This is a genomic window from Micromonospora echinofusca (assembly GCF_900091445.1).
Taxonomy (GTDB): Bacteria; Actinomycetota; Actinomycetes; order Mycobacteriales; family Micromonosporaceae; genus Micromonospora; species Micromonospora echinofusca.
On sequence record NZ_LT607733.1, the window covers coordinates 5965776 to 5981853 of the forward strand.

Below are 16078 nucleotides of genomic sequence, written 5' to 3' on the forward strand. Positions count from 1 at the left end.
AGGAAAAATCTGATATAGGAGTCCATCCATGCCAGAGAGGCCGCGCCCCGGCGGGACACGGCCTCTCACGGCGTACGACGCCCTCGACGAGGGCGGTGGAAGATCAGCTCAACGGCCGACGGGCCAGACCATCCGCACCTCGGTGCCGACGCCCTCCTCGACCGGGCGGACCTGGAGATCCTCGACGAAACCGGCCAGCAGGGCGAAGCCGACGCCGGTGGTCAGGTCGTCCTCGTTGAGCGACTCGTTGGCGAGCTGGTCGGCGTTCAGCGCGGCCAGGCCGAGACCCGCCTCGATCGGCGCGCGGTCGACGACGCGCACCGCGTACACCCCCGAGTCGGACATCTCCACGAGCACGGGCTCGGGCACGCCGTACTGGCGGTGCAGGGCGACCGCGCGCGTGCACGCCTCGCCGATGGCCAGCCGTACCTCGTCGAGCAGCTCCTCGCGGACCCCGGCCCGCCGGGCGACCGCCACCCCGACCAGGCGCGCGGTGCGCACGTGCACCGGGGCCGGCGAGAAGGAGAGCTTGACGGTGGCCATCAGACGCCGGTGCCGGCCGGGCCGGCGCCGATCGCCGCGTCGACCGTGGGATGCAGCGGGAAGACCTGGTCGAGCGCCGTGATCCGGAAGATCTTGAGCAGCGGCTCCTTGTCGCAGACCAGCGCGAACGAGCCGCCGGCCGCGCGCAGCCGCTTGAGCGCGCCGACCAGCACGCCCAACCCGGTGGAGTCCAGGAAGTCGACCCGGCCCAGGTCGACCACGACGTGGCGGGCCCCGCCGTCGATCAGCTCGAGGAGCCGTTCCCGCAGCCGCGGCGCGGTGTAGACGTCCACCTCACCGCCGACCTCGAGCACCGTGTGCTCGCCCACGGTGCGGGTCGTCAGCGACAGCTCCATCGGTCCTCCCTCGCAAGAGCCGTAAACTCTCCTGGGCATCTAACCATCCCCGCCGGAGACCGGCTCTGCTCACCGGCGGAGGCCTCCCCATACCCCGGCCCCCCGTATTCCATCTCCGAACACCAGTGCGAGAGTGCAGGACGTGACCTCCGACCCGGCGCGCCGCAACCCGGGGCCGTCGTCCGCAGCCACCGTAGTCGCAGGTGGCGGGCTCGGGCGAACGCCGGCCGACCTGCTGGGCAGGCTGCGCGCCCGCACCGGCGCCGACCCGGTCACCCACGTCGAGCGGGTGCCGGCACGGGCCGGCGAGCCCGCCGGATGGCCGGACTGGGCGCCCGAGGAACTGCGCGCGGCGTTCGCCCGCCGCGGCGTGGTCGCGCCCTGGCGGCACCAGGCCGAGGCGGCCACCCAGGCGTACGACGGCCGGCACGTGGTGGTGGCCACCGGCACGGCGTCCGGCAAGTCCCTGGCCTACCAGCTTCCCGCGCTGGCCACCCTGCTCGCCGACCCCCGGGCCACCGTGCTCTACCTGGCGCCGACGAAGGCGCTCGCCGCCGACCAGTTGCGCGCCGTCGCCGCGCTGGAGCTGGAGGGCGTACGCCCGGCCTGCTACGACGGCGACACCCCACGCGCCGAGCGGGAGTGGATCCGCAAGCACTCCCGGTTCGTGCTGACGAACCCGGACATGCTGCACCACGGCATCCTGCCCGGGCACGCCCAGTGGTCCGGCTTCCTGCGCCGGCTCACGTACGTCGTGATCGACGAGTGCCACACCTACCGCGGCGTCTTCGGCTCGCACGTCGCGCACGTGCTGCGCCGGCTGCGCCGGCAGTGTGCCCGGTTCCGCAGCACGCCCGTCTTCGTGCTGGCCTCGGCCACCTCCGGCGACCCGGCGACGGCGGCCGGGCGGCTCACCGGGCTGCCCGTCGCCGCCGTCACCGAGGACACCTCGCCGCGCGGCGGGGTGACGTTCGCGCTCTGGGAACCGCCGCTGCTGCCGCCGCCGGACTCCGCCGCCGACCAGCAGGCGGACCTCACCCAGGTCCGCCGCTCGGCCCTGCGGGAGACGGCCGACCTGCTCGCCGACGCGGTCGCCGAGGGCGTACGCACGCTCGCCTTCGTGCGTTCCCGGCGCGGCGCCGAGGTGGTCGCGGCGAACGCCCGTCGCGCCCTCGACGAGGCGGTACCGGGGCTCGGCGACCGGGTGGCCGCCTACCGGGCCGGCTACCTGCGCGAGGAGCGGCGCGAACTGGAACGCGCACTGCTGCACGGCGACCTGCTCGGGCTGGCCTCGACCAACGCGCTGGAGCTGGGCGTCGACCTGGTGGGCCTCGACGCGGTGCTCATCTGCGGGTACCCGGGGACCCGCGCCTCGCTGTGGCAGCAGGCCGGCCGGGCGGGGCGCTCCGGGCAGGAGGCGCTCGCCGTGCTGGTCGCCCGGGACGACCCGCTCGACACCTACCTCGTGCACCACCCCGAGGCGGTCTTCGGGCGCCCGGTGGAGGCCACCGTGCTCGACCCGGCCAACCCGTACGTGCTGGCCCCGCAGCTCGCCTGCGCGGCGGCCGAGGCGCCGCTGACCCCCGACGACCTGGCACTCTTCGGCGACGGGGCGAAGGAGGCGGTGGACCAGCTGGTGGCGGCCGGGGCACTGCGGCAGCGGCCGACCGGCTGGTACTGGCGGCACCGGGAACGGCCCGAGGTCGACCTGCGCGGCGAGGGCGGCGTGCCGGTCTGCGTGGTCGAGGCGGCGACCGGGCGGCTGCTCGGCACCGTCGACGGCGGCTCCTCGCACTTCCTGCTCCACCCCGGCGCGGTCTACCTGCACCAGGGCGTCTCGTACGTGGTGGACTCGCTCGACCTGGCCGACGGGTGCGCGCTGGTGCACCCCGAGGAGCCGGACTGGTCCACCCACGCCCGCGACGTCACCTCGCTGTCGGTGGTGAACGTGCGCTCGTACGTGGACGCCGGTCCCGTCGGGCTCTTCCTCGGCGAGGTCGACGTGACCAGCCAGGTGGTGTCGTACCAGCGGCGGCGGATCGCCACCGGCGAGGTCATCGACACCCGTCCGCTGGACCTGCCGGCCCGGGAGCTGCGTACCGTCGCGGTCTGGTTCACCCTGTCGCCGCAGTCGCTGACGGCCGCCGGCGTGGAGCCCGCCGACGTACCGGGCGCACTGCACGCCGCCGAGCACGCCGCGATCGGCCTGCTGCCGCTCACCGCGACCTGCGACCGCTGGGACATCGGCGGGCTCTCCACGGCTCTGCACCCGGACACCGAGGCCCCGACCGTCTTCGTCTACGACGGGCACCCGGGTGGGGCCGGCTTCGCCGAGCGCGCGTACGGGACGGCGGCCGCCTGGCTGCGCGCCACCCGGGACGCGATCGCGGAGTGTGGCTGCGAGACGGGCTGCCCGTCCTGCGTGCAGTCCCCGAAGTGCGGCAACGGCAACAACCCGCTCTCCAAGCCGGACGCCGTCCGGGTGCTGGAGGTGGTACTCGCCAACCTGCCCGACGGCGTACCGGCCCCCGGCCCGTCCGAGGGCCGGCCGGGCGACCCTCCGGTTCCGGCGGGACGCGCCGCTCCGGACGACGACACCGTCCCCGGCGCGCCGAGCGGCCCGGGTGCTCAGCGCGATCCGGGCGGCCCGTCCCGGCTCGCGGAGGCGGGCTCGGGGGACGTTGCCGTCCCGGGTGGTGGAAAGCAGGCATAGAACCCCTTCGCTCGGGGCAACTGAAGGCATGGGAGCGCTTCCACCGGTGCTCGCGGATCCATAGCCGTCCTTGCCGTCCTCGCCGTCGAAGGAGGAGTCGTGGCCGACACCATCGCCGAGACCGTCGACCTGCTCTACACGATCAACCAGGAGAAGCTCACTCCCGACCAGCAGATCGCCTTGGGCACCGCGCTAGCCAGCCTGGCGCAGGCCGAACGCCTGGAACAGATCAACGAGCGGCTGCGCAGCATCCACCAGGTCCTCAACGCGTGGGCGCTCAAGGCGACCGTCGACGGGGGCCGATGAACCCGGCCGTCCCGGATCAGCGAGGGCCCCGCCAGCAGCAGCGCACCGAGCAGCCCGACGAGACCGCCCGCCGGGCTCGGGACGGATTGCGCAGGCGGGGCGGCTTGCGCAGGCGGGGCGGCTTGCGCAGGCGGGGCGGCTTGCGCAGGCGGGGCGGCTTGCGCAGGCGGGGCGGCTTGCGCAGGCGGGGCGGCTTGCGCGGGCGGGGGGTGGCACCGCCCGGGTAGCGGGGGTGGTCGGGGCAGCCGGTGGCCGGGCGGGGACGGCTTCGGGCACTCCCTTCGGGGGCGGCAGCCTTGTGGCGGGAGCGGTAGCGGCGGCGGTGGGTGGGGCCCGGCGCGCCGAACTTCGGTCGGGCGGGCGCGTGACCTGCGGGGAGGGCCGCGTGACCTGTCGGCGGCGGCGCGGTTGAAGCTGTGCGACACTCCGGCGACCCCTCGAAGGAGAACCCATGCAACTCGACAACCTGCAGGCCCAGCAGCAGTTCCACATCCGGCAGCGGCTCCGGATGATGGTCAACCAGTACGAGGTCCACGCCGTCGCACCGGACGGCTCCGAAGGCGGGCTGCTGGCGTTCGCCCAGCAGAAGCGGCTCGCCTTCAAGGAGCAGGTGACGATCTACACCGACGACTCGAAGCAGCAGCCCCTGCTCGGGTTCAAGGCCCGCCAGCGCCTCGACATCGGCGCCACGTACGACGTGACCGACCACGCCGGCAACCCGATCGGCCTGTTCCGCAAGGACTTCGCCCAGTCCCTGCTGCGGTCCACCTGGCACGTCGAGCAGCCCGGCCTGCCGCAGGTCACCGGCCAGGAGCGCAGCATGCCGGTGGCGCTGCTGCGCCGGTTCGTCGACTCGCTGTCCTGGCTGCCTTACCACTTCGACTTCGTCGCCGGCGGTCAGCCGGTCTTCTCCGTCATCAAGCAGTGGGGCCTGCGCGACCGGTACGTCGTACAGATCCACAACCCGCAGGTCGACCGCCGCCTCGTGATCGCGATGGCCGTCGCCCTCGACGCCCTCCAGGGGCGCTGACCCGCCCGGGTCGGGGTGCCGACTGCCGTCGCCCCGGCCCGGTCGTGTCCGTACCCGCCTGCCGCTCAGCCACGGACGGGGCCGGCGCGGGCGCTCGCCGTCGCCACCCGCGCCAGGCCGGGCAGCGGGGTGACGGCGACCTCGGCGGTCACCAGGAGGTCCAGGCCGTCGAGCCGACAGGCCAACAGCCGCCCACCGTTGGCGCCGGCGATCTCGGCGGCCCGACCGCAGGCCGCCGACTCACCCAGGAGGGCCTGACCGGCACCGGCGAGCGCGCCGAAGTCCGCCGCCACCCGGGCCTGCTGCCGGGCCGTGCGGGCCGCACCGACGGCCGCGCCGAACAACCCGACCACGACGAACGCCAGCCCCACGGCGAGCAGGCAGACGGTCGCCCCACCACGATCTCCGGTAGGCCGCGCCCCTTCCTCCCGCGCTTGCGCCGAGCCGCCGCGCCGGTGACCGGCGCCCCTGCCCCGCCCGGTGACCGCCCGCCCTCCCCCGGCTCGACGGTCGGCGTCGCGACCTGCGCGGCACCGGCGGCCGGCACCCCTGGGCCGCCCGGTCACGGCCCGCTCTCCGCCGGCTCGGCGACCGACGTGGCGGACTCCGCGACACCGGGCGGCGCCGACGCCCCTGGGGTGGTCGACCGGACAGGTCTGCCGGCGGACTCCGCGACGCCGGGTTCGATGGCTGCCACCGCCGTGGCGGTCACGGAGATGCGGGGCAGCCGGGAGCCGAGCGCGCGTACGGGCGCCCGGACGGTGGCGACGACCCGCTGGCCATCGACGGTGACGGTCACCTCCGCTCCCGGCGGGGTCGCTCGGCTGGCTGCGGCCGCCCCGTCGGCGCCCCGGGAGGCGGCCAGCGCCGCCTCCCGGGCCGCGTGCAGGCAGCCCGCCCTCGTGCCGACGGCGTTGACCGCCGACAGCCCGGCGAGCAGGAGCAGCAGGAGCGCCGGCAGGCCGGCCGCCAGTTCGGCCGTGAAGGAACCCCGGTCACGGCCGGCCGGCCGGCGCCGGTTCACTTGAGTGCCCGGTCGATGACGGCGGTCAACGCGGACTGCACGTTGCCCGAGGTCAGCACCTTCAGCAGGATCCCGGCGAAGGCGACCGCGGCCAGGGTGCCGACGGCGTACTCCGCGGTGTTCATTCCGGCGTCCCCGCGCAGGCGGGCGAGCAGTTTGCGCACGTTCTGGTCCTTTCTCGAAGGTGGTCAGAGCACGTCGCCGAGGACGGCGACGATCACCGGCACCAAGCCGGCGAGAATGAAGGCCGGCAGGAAGCAGAGCCCCAACGGCAGGACGATGAGCACACCGGCCCGGCGCGCGGCCGCCTCCGCGGCGGTGGCCCGGTCGGCGCGCAGGTCGTCGGCGAGTCGGGTCAGCGCGCCGGCCAGCGCGGCTCCGCTGTTGGCGCTACGCAGCACGGCGGCCGTCAGCCGGTCGGCTCCCGGCACCGCCGCGAGCGGCGCCCACGCCTCCTCGGGGCCGCCGCCGAGCCGCAGCAACCGGCCGACCCGGGCGAGTCGGTCGGCGAGCGGCCCGTCCAGCGCCCCCGCCACGGCCAGGACCGACCTGTCCACGGGCGCCCCCGCGCGCATCGCCGCCGCCAGCAGGTCGGCGGCGAGCGGCAGGTCGGCCGCCTCCCGCAGCCGCCGGTTCCGTACGGCCGGGGGCTCGATGCGACGGAGCAACCGGTCGAGCAGCAGCGTCGTCGGCAGGGCCGCCACCACCCCGGGCCAGCCGCCGACGACGACCACCACCGCCACACCGCCCAGGCCGGAGGCGACCCGGATGGCGTCCGGCCGCCGCCGGGGACGGGCGCCATCGGTCGCGGCGTCACCGGGCCCGGCAGGTAGGCGGGGCGGCGCTGCCGGGTGGACGCCGACGGGTGCCCTGCGCAGGGCGCGCAGCCGGCGCAGGGGCCGCCGGCCCGCCGCGAGCGTCGCGGCGAGCAGGGCCACCGCCACCACGAGGCCCACCACCAGCGTCAGCCGGGGCATCAGCTCGCCCGTCCCGGCGTCGCGCCGAGCCGTTCGGCCCAGAACAGCCCCGCGACCTGGAGCGCGATGGCGACGACCGCGCACGCGCCACCGACGGGGGTGTGCAGCAGGACCGCCACCGGATCGACGCCGATGCCGTAGCCGAGCCCGATGCCGCCGAGCGGCAGGGCGGCGAGCAGCAGGGCGGTGGCACGCGCCCCGGCCGCCTGCGCCTCCGCCGCGGCCAGTCCACGGTCCGCCGACCGGGCGTCCGCCTCGATCCGCTCCAGCAACTCCGCCAGCGGCGCGCCCGTCTGGTCGGCGAGACGTACGGCGGCGCGGGCCAGGTGGTCCAGGCGTCCCGGCCGGCCCCGCTCGTCGCGGCCGGCCGCGTCGCCGCCTGCGGTTCCGCCCCCGCCCGGACTGCCACCGTCGCCCGTGGTTCCGCCCCCGCCCGTGGTCCCACGCCTGCCCGGGATTCCGCCGTCCCCCGAGGTGAGCCGCTCGGCGGCGACCGGCACCGGCAGGCCGGCCCGGAGGTCGGCGGCCAGCCCGCAGAGCTGGTCCAGCCGGCGCCGCCGGGCCCGGACGGCGTACCGGCCCTCCCTGCGTCGGAGGAGCGCGCGGGCGGCCAGCGTGCCGTAGGCGCCGACGGCCACCGCCGCGACCGGACCGGCCAGCAGCAGGCCCACCCCGGTGCCGGCCGCCGCGGCGAGCAGCAGGACGCGCCCCCGCGACGCCGTCGACGCGTACGACCGCAGCCACGCCGGTCGCCGTTCCTCGCCGGGCGGACCGGTCGCCGCGCCGGGCCGGCGAGACGAGGCAGCTGGCGGGGCGGGCGTCCCGCCGGGGCGTCGGGCATCCCGCCGGGCCGGTGGCCGCAGCCGATCGGGGCCGCCGCCCCCGGGTCTGGTCGATCCCGTCGCGCCACGGTCGTCTCCGGCCGGCCAGGGCCACGGCGACCGGTCGACCGCGTCCCACGACGCCCACCGCGCCCCGCCTTCCGCCTCGCGCACACCTCGGAGGGTGCCGCCGGCCGGAACGCTCGGAGGCTGCCCCGGACGGACCGGAGGTTCGTCGTACGGGTTCCGCCGGTCGGCGGCACGCGGACGAACGACGCCTCCGGCCGTGCGCGCCGCCGCAGCGGTCTCCGCGCCCTGATCGGGTGTCCGGCGCAGCTCGGTGACCCAGGCGACGAGCGGGTCCTCGGTGCCGGCGCCCGCGCTTCCCCCGCCGACGGCCAACACGCCCCGCCGGTTGCGACCGCCACGCACCACCCCGGCCACCAGCACCGCCGCGGCGAGCGCGGGCAGCAGCGCCACCAGCGCGTACGGGGCGGTCACTTCGGTCCCGCCGATCCGGGCCACGGCTCGGTCAGGACCGGCGGCACCGGTACACCCCGCTCCCGCAGCAGCTCGGCGAGCGCCGGTGCGGCGAGGTCGGGCCCACGCCCGCGTACCCAGGCGGGAACCGCCGTGACCAGCCGGTCCGGGCCCTCCGGCAGGAGCAGGCAGACCGACTCCAGCACCCGCCCCTCGGCACCACGGCGCACCTGGAGCAGCACCTGGAGCGCGGCCGCCACCTGGGCGTGGAGCGCCGGGCGGGGCAGCCCGCCGAGCATCCCGAGCGCCTCCAGCCGCGCCGGCACGTCCGACGGGGTGTTGGCGTGCAGGGTGCCGGCACCTCCGTCGTGGCCGGTGTTCAGGGCGGCGAGCAGGTCGACCACCTCCCCGCCCCGGCACTCGCCGACGACCAGCCGGTCGGGCCGCATCCGCAGGGCCTGCCGCACCAGGTCGGTGAGCCCGACCGCGCCGGAGCCCTCCACGTTGGCCGTCCTCGCCTGCAATCCGACGACGTGCGGGTGCCGGGGGTGCAGCTCGGCCGCGTCCTCCACCAGCACGATCCGCTCGGTGCCCGGGACCAGCCCGAGCAGCGTGTTCAGCAGGGTCGTCTTGCCCGAGCCGGTGCCGCCGGTCACCAGGTACGCCAGCCGGGCCGCCACCACGGCGGAGAGCACCGGCGCCACCGGGCGGGGAACCGTCCCCTGGCTCACCAACTCGTCGAGGGTGAATGGCCGCTGCCGGAAGGTCCGCAGGGACAGGTAGGGCCCGTCGGTCGCCACGGGCGGCAGCACGGCATGCAGCCGGGTGCCGTCGGGAAGCCGGGCGTCCGCGTACGGGGAGCCGTCGTCGAGCCGCCGGCCGGCGCTGGCGGTGAGCCGTTGCGCGAGTCGGCGTACGTCGTCGACCGTGCCGAGCGGCACCGCGACCTGGTGCAGGCCCCGCCCCCGGTCCACCCAGACCCGCACGCCGTTGACCAGCACGTCGGTGACCTCCGGGTCGGCCAGCAGCGGGGCGAGCGGCCCGGCTCCCACCAGGTCGTCGTGCACCTGGTCGGCCATCCGCAGCACGGCGGTGTCGCCGAGGACGGCGGCGGTGGGCTCCGCCCGTACGGCCGACACGATCGCGGCGGGGGTGACCGGGGCCGCGGCGGCCGCGATGCGCTGTCGCACCCGTGCGGCCAGGGTCTCGCCCTCGGACGGCCCGGTCATGCCGCACCCGCCGCCGGCGCACCGGTCAGCTCCGCGACGATCCGCTGGCAGAGCGCGGCCAGCGGCCCCCGACCGTGCGCGGCGGGTGCCTCGCCCCGCTCCAGCCCACGGGTCAGCGCGGGTTCCGGGCGCAGCGTGCCGGCCAGCGGCAGCGCGAGCGCCCGGGCCACCTCCGCCGCGCCGAGGCGGCCCGGTGCCGGACCGCGCACGATCACCGACATCGCGGCGCAGTGCGGAGCGGCGGCGGCCACCACCCGGGCCGCAGCGGCGGTGGCCCGCAGCTCGGCCGGGACCACCACGTAGACCTGGTCCGCCGCCTGCAACGCGGTAACGGCCGCGTCGTCCAACTGCCGAGGCAGGTCCACCACCACGAAGTCCCGGCCCCGCCGGGCGGCGTCGACGGTCGCGGCCATCGCCTGGGCGGGAAGGGCGAGCAGGTCGCCCCGGTCCCAGGAGAGCACCACCAGGTCGCCCCGGCTCGGCAGGGCCCGCACCAGCGCCGGCGCGTCCACCCGGCCGTCGGCGCCGGTCAGCGCCGGCCAGCGCAGCCCCTCCAGCTGCTCCCAGCCAAGCACCAGGTCGAGCCCGCCGCCAAGCGGGTCGGCGTCGACGAGCAGGGTGCGCAGCCGGGCCCGGGCGGCGGTGACGGCGAGCCCGCCCGCCAGGATGCTCGCGCCGGCACCGCCCCGCCCGCCCAGGACGGCGACGATCCGGGCGCCGCCCCGCTCGACGCCCTCCGGCCCACACTCGGCGAACCGGTCGACCAGCCAGGGCTCGGCGGCCGGCAGCGTCGCCACGTGCTCCGCGCCGATCAGCTCGGCAACCTGCCAGCCGGGGTCGAGCTCTCCGGACCGGCCGACCAGCACCATCCGGAGCCGCTGCGGCAACCGCGCCCGCAGGCAGGGCTGGGCCTGGTCGGCGCCGACCAGCACGAGCGGGGCAGGCAGCCAGCGGGTGCGGGCCGCGGCGGGGTCGGCGGCGAGTTCCACCTCGACGCCGCCCGCCGCGGCGAGTCGGAGCAGGTCGTCGAGCAGGTCGCCGTCCGAGGTGACGAGCAGCGGCAGGGGCCGGTGCGGCGGGACGGAGGTACGGGGTGGCATCGCGGCCTCCAGCGGTCGGGGTTGCTGACCGAGACCCTGCTCCAGTGCCACCCCGGTCGCCGCCCTGTACCCACAGCCTGTGGACAACCGCGCGCCCTGTGGACAACGCCCGCCGGGCGAGTCGATCTGCTATGGACTCCGGCGGGCCGCACGCGCCCGCCCGGTCCGGAATCACCCCGGCTACCGCGCCGGCGGCGCGGGCTCCATGCGGGCCGTACGGATCGATAGTCTGCGCTGCATGCATCGCAGTCGCGTGTACGCCGTCCTGATCGACACCCCTCGTGCCGAGGCTGCCCGGGCGGTGTCCTTCTGGTCGGGAGCCCTGGGTGTCCCAACCGAGTCCGACCCGTCGTATCCGCAGTTCATCGGCCTGCATGACGCCCTGCCCGGGCTGGTCATCGCCGTGCAGGCGGTCGACGACGAGCCCCGTTTCCACCTCGACTTCGAGACCGACGACGTCGAGGCCGAGACCGCCCGCCTGGTCGCCCTCGGTGCCACCCGGGTGGCGCAGTGGCAGGAGTGCCGGGTGCTGCGCGTACCCGGTGGGCATCTGGTCTGCGTCCTGCCCGTGGAAAGCCCGCCGGAGGTCTTCGACGCGGAGGCCCGGACCTGGCCGTGACACCTGTGCCAGCACACCGAGAGCCGCCCGGCGAGCCGGCCCGTCGACGAGCAGATGCCGGGCATCGTTACGCCCGCCTTCGCAGGTTGTCGGCTTTCCTCGGCTGGGCGCTCTACGTCGCAGCGGGCATCGGGCTGAGGTGGTACCCGAAGTGGTGGTAGGCCAGAGCCGGCGTGCTCTGGCTGCCCTCGCTGGTGCGTTCCGGGCTGCTCGGCCAGGTCGTCAGCCCCGGCCCGCATCGGTCCCGCCCCGCTGGCCGGACCGGGATGGTGTCGAGTGGTCCGCCGAGTTCATCACCGAGCGGGAAGCAATCGTCTGCGTGGCGCCGAAGGCTGTCGGCGGAATGCGGTTCCACGATCTGAGACACGCCTACGCTACCTGGCCACCAACGGCGTCCCGATCAACCTGGTGCAGCGGGTCATGGGCCACGAGCAGGCGTCAACGACGCTCAATCGTTATACGCACACCCCGGACGACTACGCCGCCCGGGTCCTGGTGGCCTACGGCCTCTCTGCTGCCTCCGGCCGAGAATCCGCCTCCGGAGAGCGGCCTCCATGGGGATTGAGACGACCTGCGGCCTGGGTAGAAGCGCTCCAAGGGGAAAGGGACGACCCCCGTCGGGGGGAGACGGGGGTCGTCGAAGGTTCGGCTCCGGGGGGGTCGAGCCGAACCCACTCGGCGGTCACGGGGGGTGCAACCGCCGAGGGTCTGCCTGTTGTACGAGATGTGAACACTCGTCGCGTCGTCAAGTCTGCCTGAGCGGACCTGTATACGTCGAGTGGTGTCGCCTCCACTCCCTGCGAAATAATGTTCGCAGAGTGTGACCATCGTCACTATGCGCGAGGGTGGGTGGGGGCCGGCCCGCAGGTCCGAGGGGTCGCCGGGCCCCGGGCACCCGCCGACCATAGACCATCCGGCTAGACTTTCGCGCCGTGGGCCGAAGTGCCGCTTTCTTCGATCTGGACAAGACCGTCATCGCCAAGTCGAGCGCCCTGGCGTTCGGTCGGCCGTTCTACCGGGACGGCCTGATCACCCGGCGTGACGTGGTCAAGTCGGCGTACGCGCAGCTGATGTTCCGGCTGGGCGGCACCGACGAGCAGACCATGGCCAGGACCAGGGACTACCTCGCCGCGCTCTGCAAGGGCTGGCAGGTGGAACAGGTCCGCCAGATCGTCGCGGAGACGCTGCACGAGCTGATCAACCCTTACGTGTACGCCGAGGCCGCCGCTTTGATCGAGGAGCACCAGGCCGCCGGGCGGGACGTCGTCCTGGTCTCCGCCTCCGGCGAGGAGATGGTCCGACCGATCGGTGTGCTGCTCGGGATCACCGACGTGATCGCCACCCGGATGGGCGTGGTCGACGGCCGCTACAGCGGCGAGGTCGAGTTCTACGCCGCCGGCCCGAGCAAGGTCGACGCGGTCGGCGAGCTGGCCGCCGAGCGCGGCTACGACCTGGCCGACTCGTACGCCTACTCCGACTCGTACAGCGATCGGCCGCTGCTGGAGTGCGTCGGCCACCCGTCGGTGGTCAACCCGGACCGGCAGCTGCGCCGGCTGGCGGTCGAGAACTCCTGGCCGGTGCTGGAGTTCCGGCACCCGATCCCGCTGGGGCGGCGGCTGCGCGAGCGCCCGGCCGTCCCGGTCGCCGCCGCGGCGCTGGGCGTGGGCGTCGGCGTGGCCATCGGCATCGCCTGGTACGGCCGCCACCGCCGCACCCGCACCGCCCCCGCGCCCGCCTGAGCCCCGCCCGCGCCACGAGAACGGCGCCCGGCCCAGCCCGAGGACCGCGCGCGACCGCCCGAGCCGCGAGGACGGCGCCGACGACAACGCGGGGACGGGCCGGCTCAGGCCGCCGCGAGGACCTCGTCGCCGATGGCGGTGAGCTGGTCGGCGCCCACCTCCACCGCCGCCATGTAGTGGCGCAGCCAGGAGCGCAGGCCGTCCGGGGTGCCGGTGGCGAAGGCGCCGGCCGAGCCGACGTACTCGGGCTCGCGCTCGTGGTGACCCACGTCCACGGCGAGCAGGCCCCGCGGGTCGAGCCCGCTGGACAGCAGCACCAGCCGGGCGGCGCCCCGGGCCACCACCCCGGACGGCCCGGCGAAGGGGCGCAGGTTCAGCAGCTCGCCGTGCACGACGGCGGCCAGCACCAGCGGCGAGACCTTCGTGCCACCGGCGACGAGCCCGGCCAGCGCGTCCAGCCGGGCGGCGACGACCGGGTCCGCCACCGGCCGGCCCAGCTCGGCCTCGCCGACGACGTCGCGGGCGGCGAGCACGTGCAGCCGGGCCAGCGCCTGCCGGGGCGCCTTCGGCCAGAGTTCAGACAGCCCGGGCAGCGCCCCGGCGACCCGCAGCGCGCCCTGCACCACCGGCTCGGTCACGGTTCCGGCGCGTACCGCCTCGCGCTCGCGGGCGTACCCCTCCAGGGCGGCGCTGGCCACCGCGGACCGGAGGCTGACCTCGGCCGCGACCTGGCCGCCGTGGCGGCGCAGCGCGCGGTGCCCCAGGGCCTGGTCGAACCGCTCGCGGGCCCGCTCGACGGCGGAGGCGATGTCGGCGAGCGCGAGCAGCGGGGCGAGCGGGTCAGCGGTCACCCCGTCACGCTATCGACTGCCCGGCGCGACCCGCCGGCGAGCCGCCCGGAAGCGACCACCGCCACCCGCGGCCGGTCGGCCGGCGAGCCCTCCCGGACAAATGGCGTCGGCACGGCGGCCCGCGTCGCCGTCCGGCGCGCGGTGGGGGCCGCTCGGCGCGCGTCGGCCGGACCGGCGGTCGCCCGCACCGGCCGCCACGACTAACCTCGTGCCCTAGAGAGACGCAGGTCACCTGAGCGACGAGGGAGTACGGCATGAGCGAGGCATTGGCAAATCTGCTGAACGAGACGCGCCAGTTCCCGCCGCCGGCCGAACTCGCCGCGAACGCCAACGTCACCGCCGACGCGTACGCGGAGGCCGAAGCCGACCGACTGGCGTTCTGGGAGCGACAGGCCGGGCGGCTGACCTGGGCGCGGCAGTGGGACCAGGTGCTCGACTGGTCGAAGCCGCCGTTCGCCAAGTGGTTCGTCGGCGGGCAGCTCAACGTGGCCTACAACTGCCTGGACCGGCACGTCGAGGCCGGGCTGGGCGACAAGGTCGCCATCCACTGGGAGGGCGAGCCGGGCGACACCCGGACCATCACGTACGCCGATCTGCACCGGCTGACCTGTCAGGCGGCGAACGCGCTGACCGACCTGGGCGTCTCCGCCGGCGACCGGGTGGCGATCTACCTGCCGATGGTGCCGGAAGCGGCGGTCGCGATGCTCGCCTGCGCCCGGATCGGTGCCACGCACAGCGTGGTCTTCGGCGGCTTCTCGGCCGACGCGTTGACCAACCGCATCCAGGACGCCAGCGCGAAGGTGGTGATCACCGCCGACGGCGGCTACCGCCGGGGCAAGCCGTCGGCGCTGAAGCCGACCGTGGACGAGGCGGTGGCGAACTGCCCGTCGATCGAGCACGTGCTGGTGGTCCGGCGTACCGGCGAGGAGGTCGCCTGGTCGGCGAAGGACCGCTGGTGGCACGAGACGGTCGAGACCGCGTCGGCCGAGCACGCCGCGCAGCCGTTCGACGCCGAGCACCCGCTGTTCATCCTCTACACCAGCGGCACCACGGCCCGCCCGAAGGGCATCCTGCACACCACGGGCGGCTACCTGACCCAGACGTCGTACACGACGCACGCGGTCTTCGACCTGAAGCCGGAGACCGACGTCTACTGGTGCACGGCCGACATCGGCTGGGTGACCGGGCACTCCTACATCGTCTACGGCCCGCTCTCCAACGGCGCCACCCAGGTGATGTACGAGGGCACCCCGGACACCCCGCACAAGGGCCGGTTCTGGGAGATCGTCGGCAAGTACAAGGTCAGCATCCTCTACACCGCCCCGACGCTGATCCGCACGATGATGAAGTGGGGCGACGACATCCCGGCCGGCTACGACCTGTCCTCGCTGCGGCTGCTGGGCAGCGTGGGCGAGCCGATCAACCCCGAGGCGTGGATGTGGTACCGGCAGCACGTCGGCGGGGGTGAGCTGCCCATCGTGGACACCTGGTGGCAGACCGAGACCGGGGCGATCATGATCTCGCCGCTGCCGGGCGTGACGGCGACCAAGCCGGGCTCGGCGATGACGCCGCTGCCCGGGATCGTCGCCGACGTCGTCGACGACCAGGGTCAGTCGGTGCCGAACGGCGGCGGTGGCTACCTGGTGCTGCGCGAGCCGTGGCCGTCGATGCTGCGCACCATCTGGGGCGACGACAACCGGTTCATCGAGACGTACTGGTCGCGCTTCGAGGGGATGTACTTCGCCGGGGACGGAGCGAAGAAGGACGACGACGGGCACGTCTGGCTGCTCGGCCGCGTCGACGACGTGATGCTGGTGTCCGGGCACAACATCTCCACCACGGAGGTGGAGTCGGCGCTGGTCTCCCACCCGTCGGTGGCCGAGGCGGCGGTGGTCGGCGCGACCGACCCGACCACCGGGCAGGCAATCGTCGCGTTCGCCATCCCGCGCGGCACCACGGACATCGCCGGCGACGCCGGTGAGAAGCTCATCGCCGAGCTGCGCAACCACGTGGCGAAGACGCTCGGCCCGATCGCCAAGCCCCGGCAGATCATGCTGGTGCCGGAGCTGCCGAAGACCCGTTCGGGCAAGATCATGCGCCGGCTGCTGCGCGACGTCGCGGAGAACCGCTCGCTCGGCGACGTCACCACGCTCCAGGACTCGTCCGTCATGGACCTGATCTCGTCCGGCATGGGCGGCGGGAAGTCCGACGAGGACTGACACGCGTACGCCCCGATGGGTGACGGCCCGCGCGGGCCGTCACCCATCGTCGTCTCTTACGCATGGGCAAC

General features: G+C 75.3%; 16 protein-coding genes. 6 read left to right on the plus strand and 10 right to left on the minus strand.

Going from position 1 to position 16078, the window contains the following annotated elements; all coding sequences use genetic code 11:
* Positions 1 to 108: 108 nt before the first annotated feature.
* Positions 109 to 543 carry an ATP-binding protein gene (locus tag GA0070610_RS25550; RefSeq protein WP_089002396.1) on the minus strand — a complete coding sequence of 145 codons (435 nt, stop codon included), beginning with the start codon at positions 541 to 543 and terminating at the stop codon, positions 109 to 111.
* Positions 543 to 899 (minus strand): STAS domain-containing protein, encoded by a 357-nt coding sequence (locus GA0070610_RS25555; RefSeq protein ID WP_089002397.1) that lies wholly within the window; start codon positions 897 to 899, stop codon positions 543 to 545. The genes GA0070610_RS25550 and GA0070610_RS25555 overlap by 1 nt, the downstream gene beginning before the upstream one ends.
* Positions 900 to 1041: 142 nt before the next feature.
* On the opposite strand from GA0070610_RS25555, the gene GA0070610_RS25560 reads away from it, so the two are divergent.
* From GA0070610_RS25560 to GA0070610_RS25570, 3 genes are all read left to right on the plus strand, one after another.
* Positions 1042 to 3612, plus strand: a complete 2571-nt coding sequence (locus GA0070610_RS25560; RefSeq protein ID WP_392567272.1) for a DEAD/DEAH box helicase — start codon at positions 1042 to 1044, stop codon at positions 3610 to 3612.
* Positions 3613 to 3711: 99 nt separating this feature from the next.
* A complete protein-coding gene (locus GA0070610_RS25565; RefSeq protein ID WP_089002398.1) occupies positions 3712 to 3918 on the plus strand; it encodes a hypothetical protein in 207 nt (68 codons plus the stop codon).
* A gap of 451 nt (positions 3919 to 4369) precedes the next feature.
* A complete protein-coding gene (locus tag GA0070610_RS25570) occupies positions 4370 to 4948 on the plus strand; it encodes an LURP-one-related/scramblase family protein (RefSeq protein WP_089002399.1) in 579 nt (192 codons plus the stop codon).
* 65 nt (positions 4949 to 5013) lie between these two features.
* Here GA0070610_RS25570 and GA0070610_RS32010 read toward each other — a convergent pair whose 3' ends face one another.
* The 7 genes from GA0070610_RS32010 to ssd all read right to left on the minus strand — a co-directional run bounded on the left by GA0070610_RS32010 (position 5014) and on the right by ssd (position 10579).
* Positions 5014 to 5514, minus strand: coding sequence for an Rv3654c family TadE-like protein (locus GA0070610_RS32010; protein WP_089002400.1), 501 nt, complete (start codon positions 5512 to 5514; stop codon positions 5014 to 5016).
* Positions 5511 to 5972 (minus strand): TadE family type IV pilus minor pilin, encoded by a 462-nt coding sequence (locus tag GA0070610_RS25580; protein ID WP_231925811.1) that lies wholly within the window; start codon positions 5970 to 5972, stop codon positions 5511 to 5513. The genes GA0070610_RS32010 and GA0070610_RS25580 overlap by 4 nt, the downstream gene beginning before the upstream one ends.
* A complete protein-coding gene (locus tag GA0070610_RS25585; protein ID WP_208418639.1) occupies positions 5969 to 6097 on the minus strand; it encodes a DUF4244 domain-containing protein in 129 nt (42 codons plus the stop codon). The genes GA0070610_RS25580 and GA0070610_RS25585 overlap by 4 nt, the downstream gene beginning before the upstream one ends.
* A 63-nt stretch (positions 6098 to 6160) precedes the next feature.
* Positions 6161 to 6949 carry a type II secretion system F family protein gene (locus GA0070610_RS25590; protein ID WP_089002401.1) on the minus strand — a complete coding sequence of 263 codons (789 nt, stop codon included), beginning with the start codon at positions 6947 to 6949 and terminating at the stop codon, positions 6161 to 6163.
* The gene (locus GA0070610_RS31825; RefSeq protein ID WP_331716482.1) at positions 6949 to 8271 is read right to left on the minus strand and encodes a hypothetical protein; all 1323 of its coding nucleotides are present in this window, start codon (positions 8269 to 8271) and stop codon (positions 6949 to 6951) included. The genes GA0070610_RS25590 and GA0070610_RS31825 overlap by 1 nt, the downstream gene beginning before the upstream one ends.
* Positions 8268 to 9479 (minus strand): TadA family conjugal transfer-associated ATPase, encoded by a 1212-nt coding sequence (locus tag GA0070610_RS25600; protein WP_089002402.1) that lies wholly within the window; start codon positions 9477 to 9479, stop codon positions 8268 to 8270. The genes GA0070610_RS31825 and GA0070610_RS25600 overlap by 4 nt, the downstream gene beginning before the upstream one ends.
* Positions 9476 to 10579, minus strand: coding sequence for a septum site-determining protein Ssd (ssd, locus tag GA0070610_RS25605; RefSeq protein WP_089003740.1), 1104 nt, complete (start codon positions 10577 to 10579; stop codon positions 9476 to 9478). The genes GA0070610_RS25600 and ssd overlap by 4 nt, the downstream gene beginning before the upstream one ends.
* A 238-nt stretch (positions 10580 to 10817) precedes the next feature.
* On the opposite strand from ssd, the gene GA0070610_RS25610 reads away from it, so the two are divergent.
* Both GA0070610_RS25610 and GA0070610_RS25620 read left to right on the plus strand, forming a co-directional pair.
* Positions 10818 to 11198, plus strand: coding sequence for a VOC family protein (locus GA0070610_RS25610; protein ID WP_089002403.1), 381 nt, complete (start codon positions 10818 to 10820; stop codon positions 11196 to 11198).
* A gap of 932 nt (positions 11199 to 12130) precedes the next feature.
* Positions 12131 to 12937, plus strand: a complete 807-nt coding sequence (locus GA0070610_RS25620; protein ID WP_089002404.1) for an HAD family hydrolase — start codon at positions 12131 to 12133, stop codon at positions 12935 to 12937.
* A 104-nt stretch (positions 12938 to 13041) separates the two neighbouring features.
* On the opposite strand, the gene GA0070610_RS25625 is transcribed toward GA0070610_RS25620, so the two are convergent.
* The gene (locus tag GA0070610_RS25625) at positions 13042 to 13788 is read right to left on the minus strand and encodes a Fic family protein (RefSeq protein ID WP_089002405.1); all 747 of its coding nucleotides are present in this window, start codon (positions 13786 to 13788) and stop codon (positions 13042 to 13044) included.
* 254 nt (positions 13789 to 14042) lie between these two features.
* On the opposite strand from GA0070610_RS25625, the gene acs reads away from it, so the two are divergent.
* Positions 14043 to 16007 (plus strand): acetate--CoA ligase, encoded by a 1965-nt coding sequence (gene acs, locus GA0070610_RS25630; RefSeq protein WP_089002406.1) that lies wholly within the window; start codon positions 14043 to 14045, stop codon positions 16005 to 16007.
* Positions 16008 to 16078: the final 71 nt, after the last annotated feature.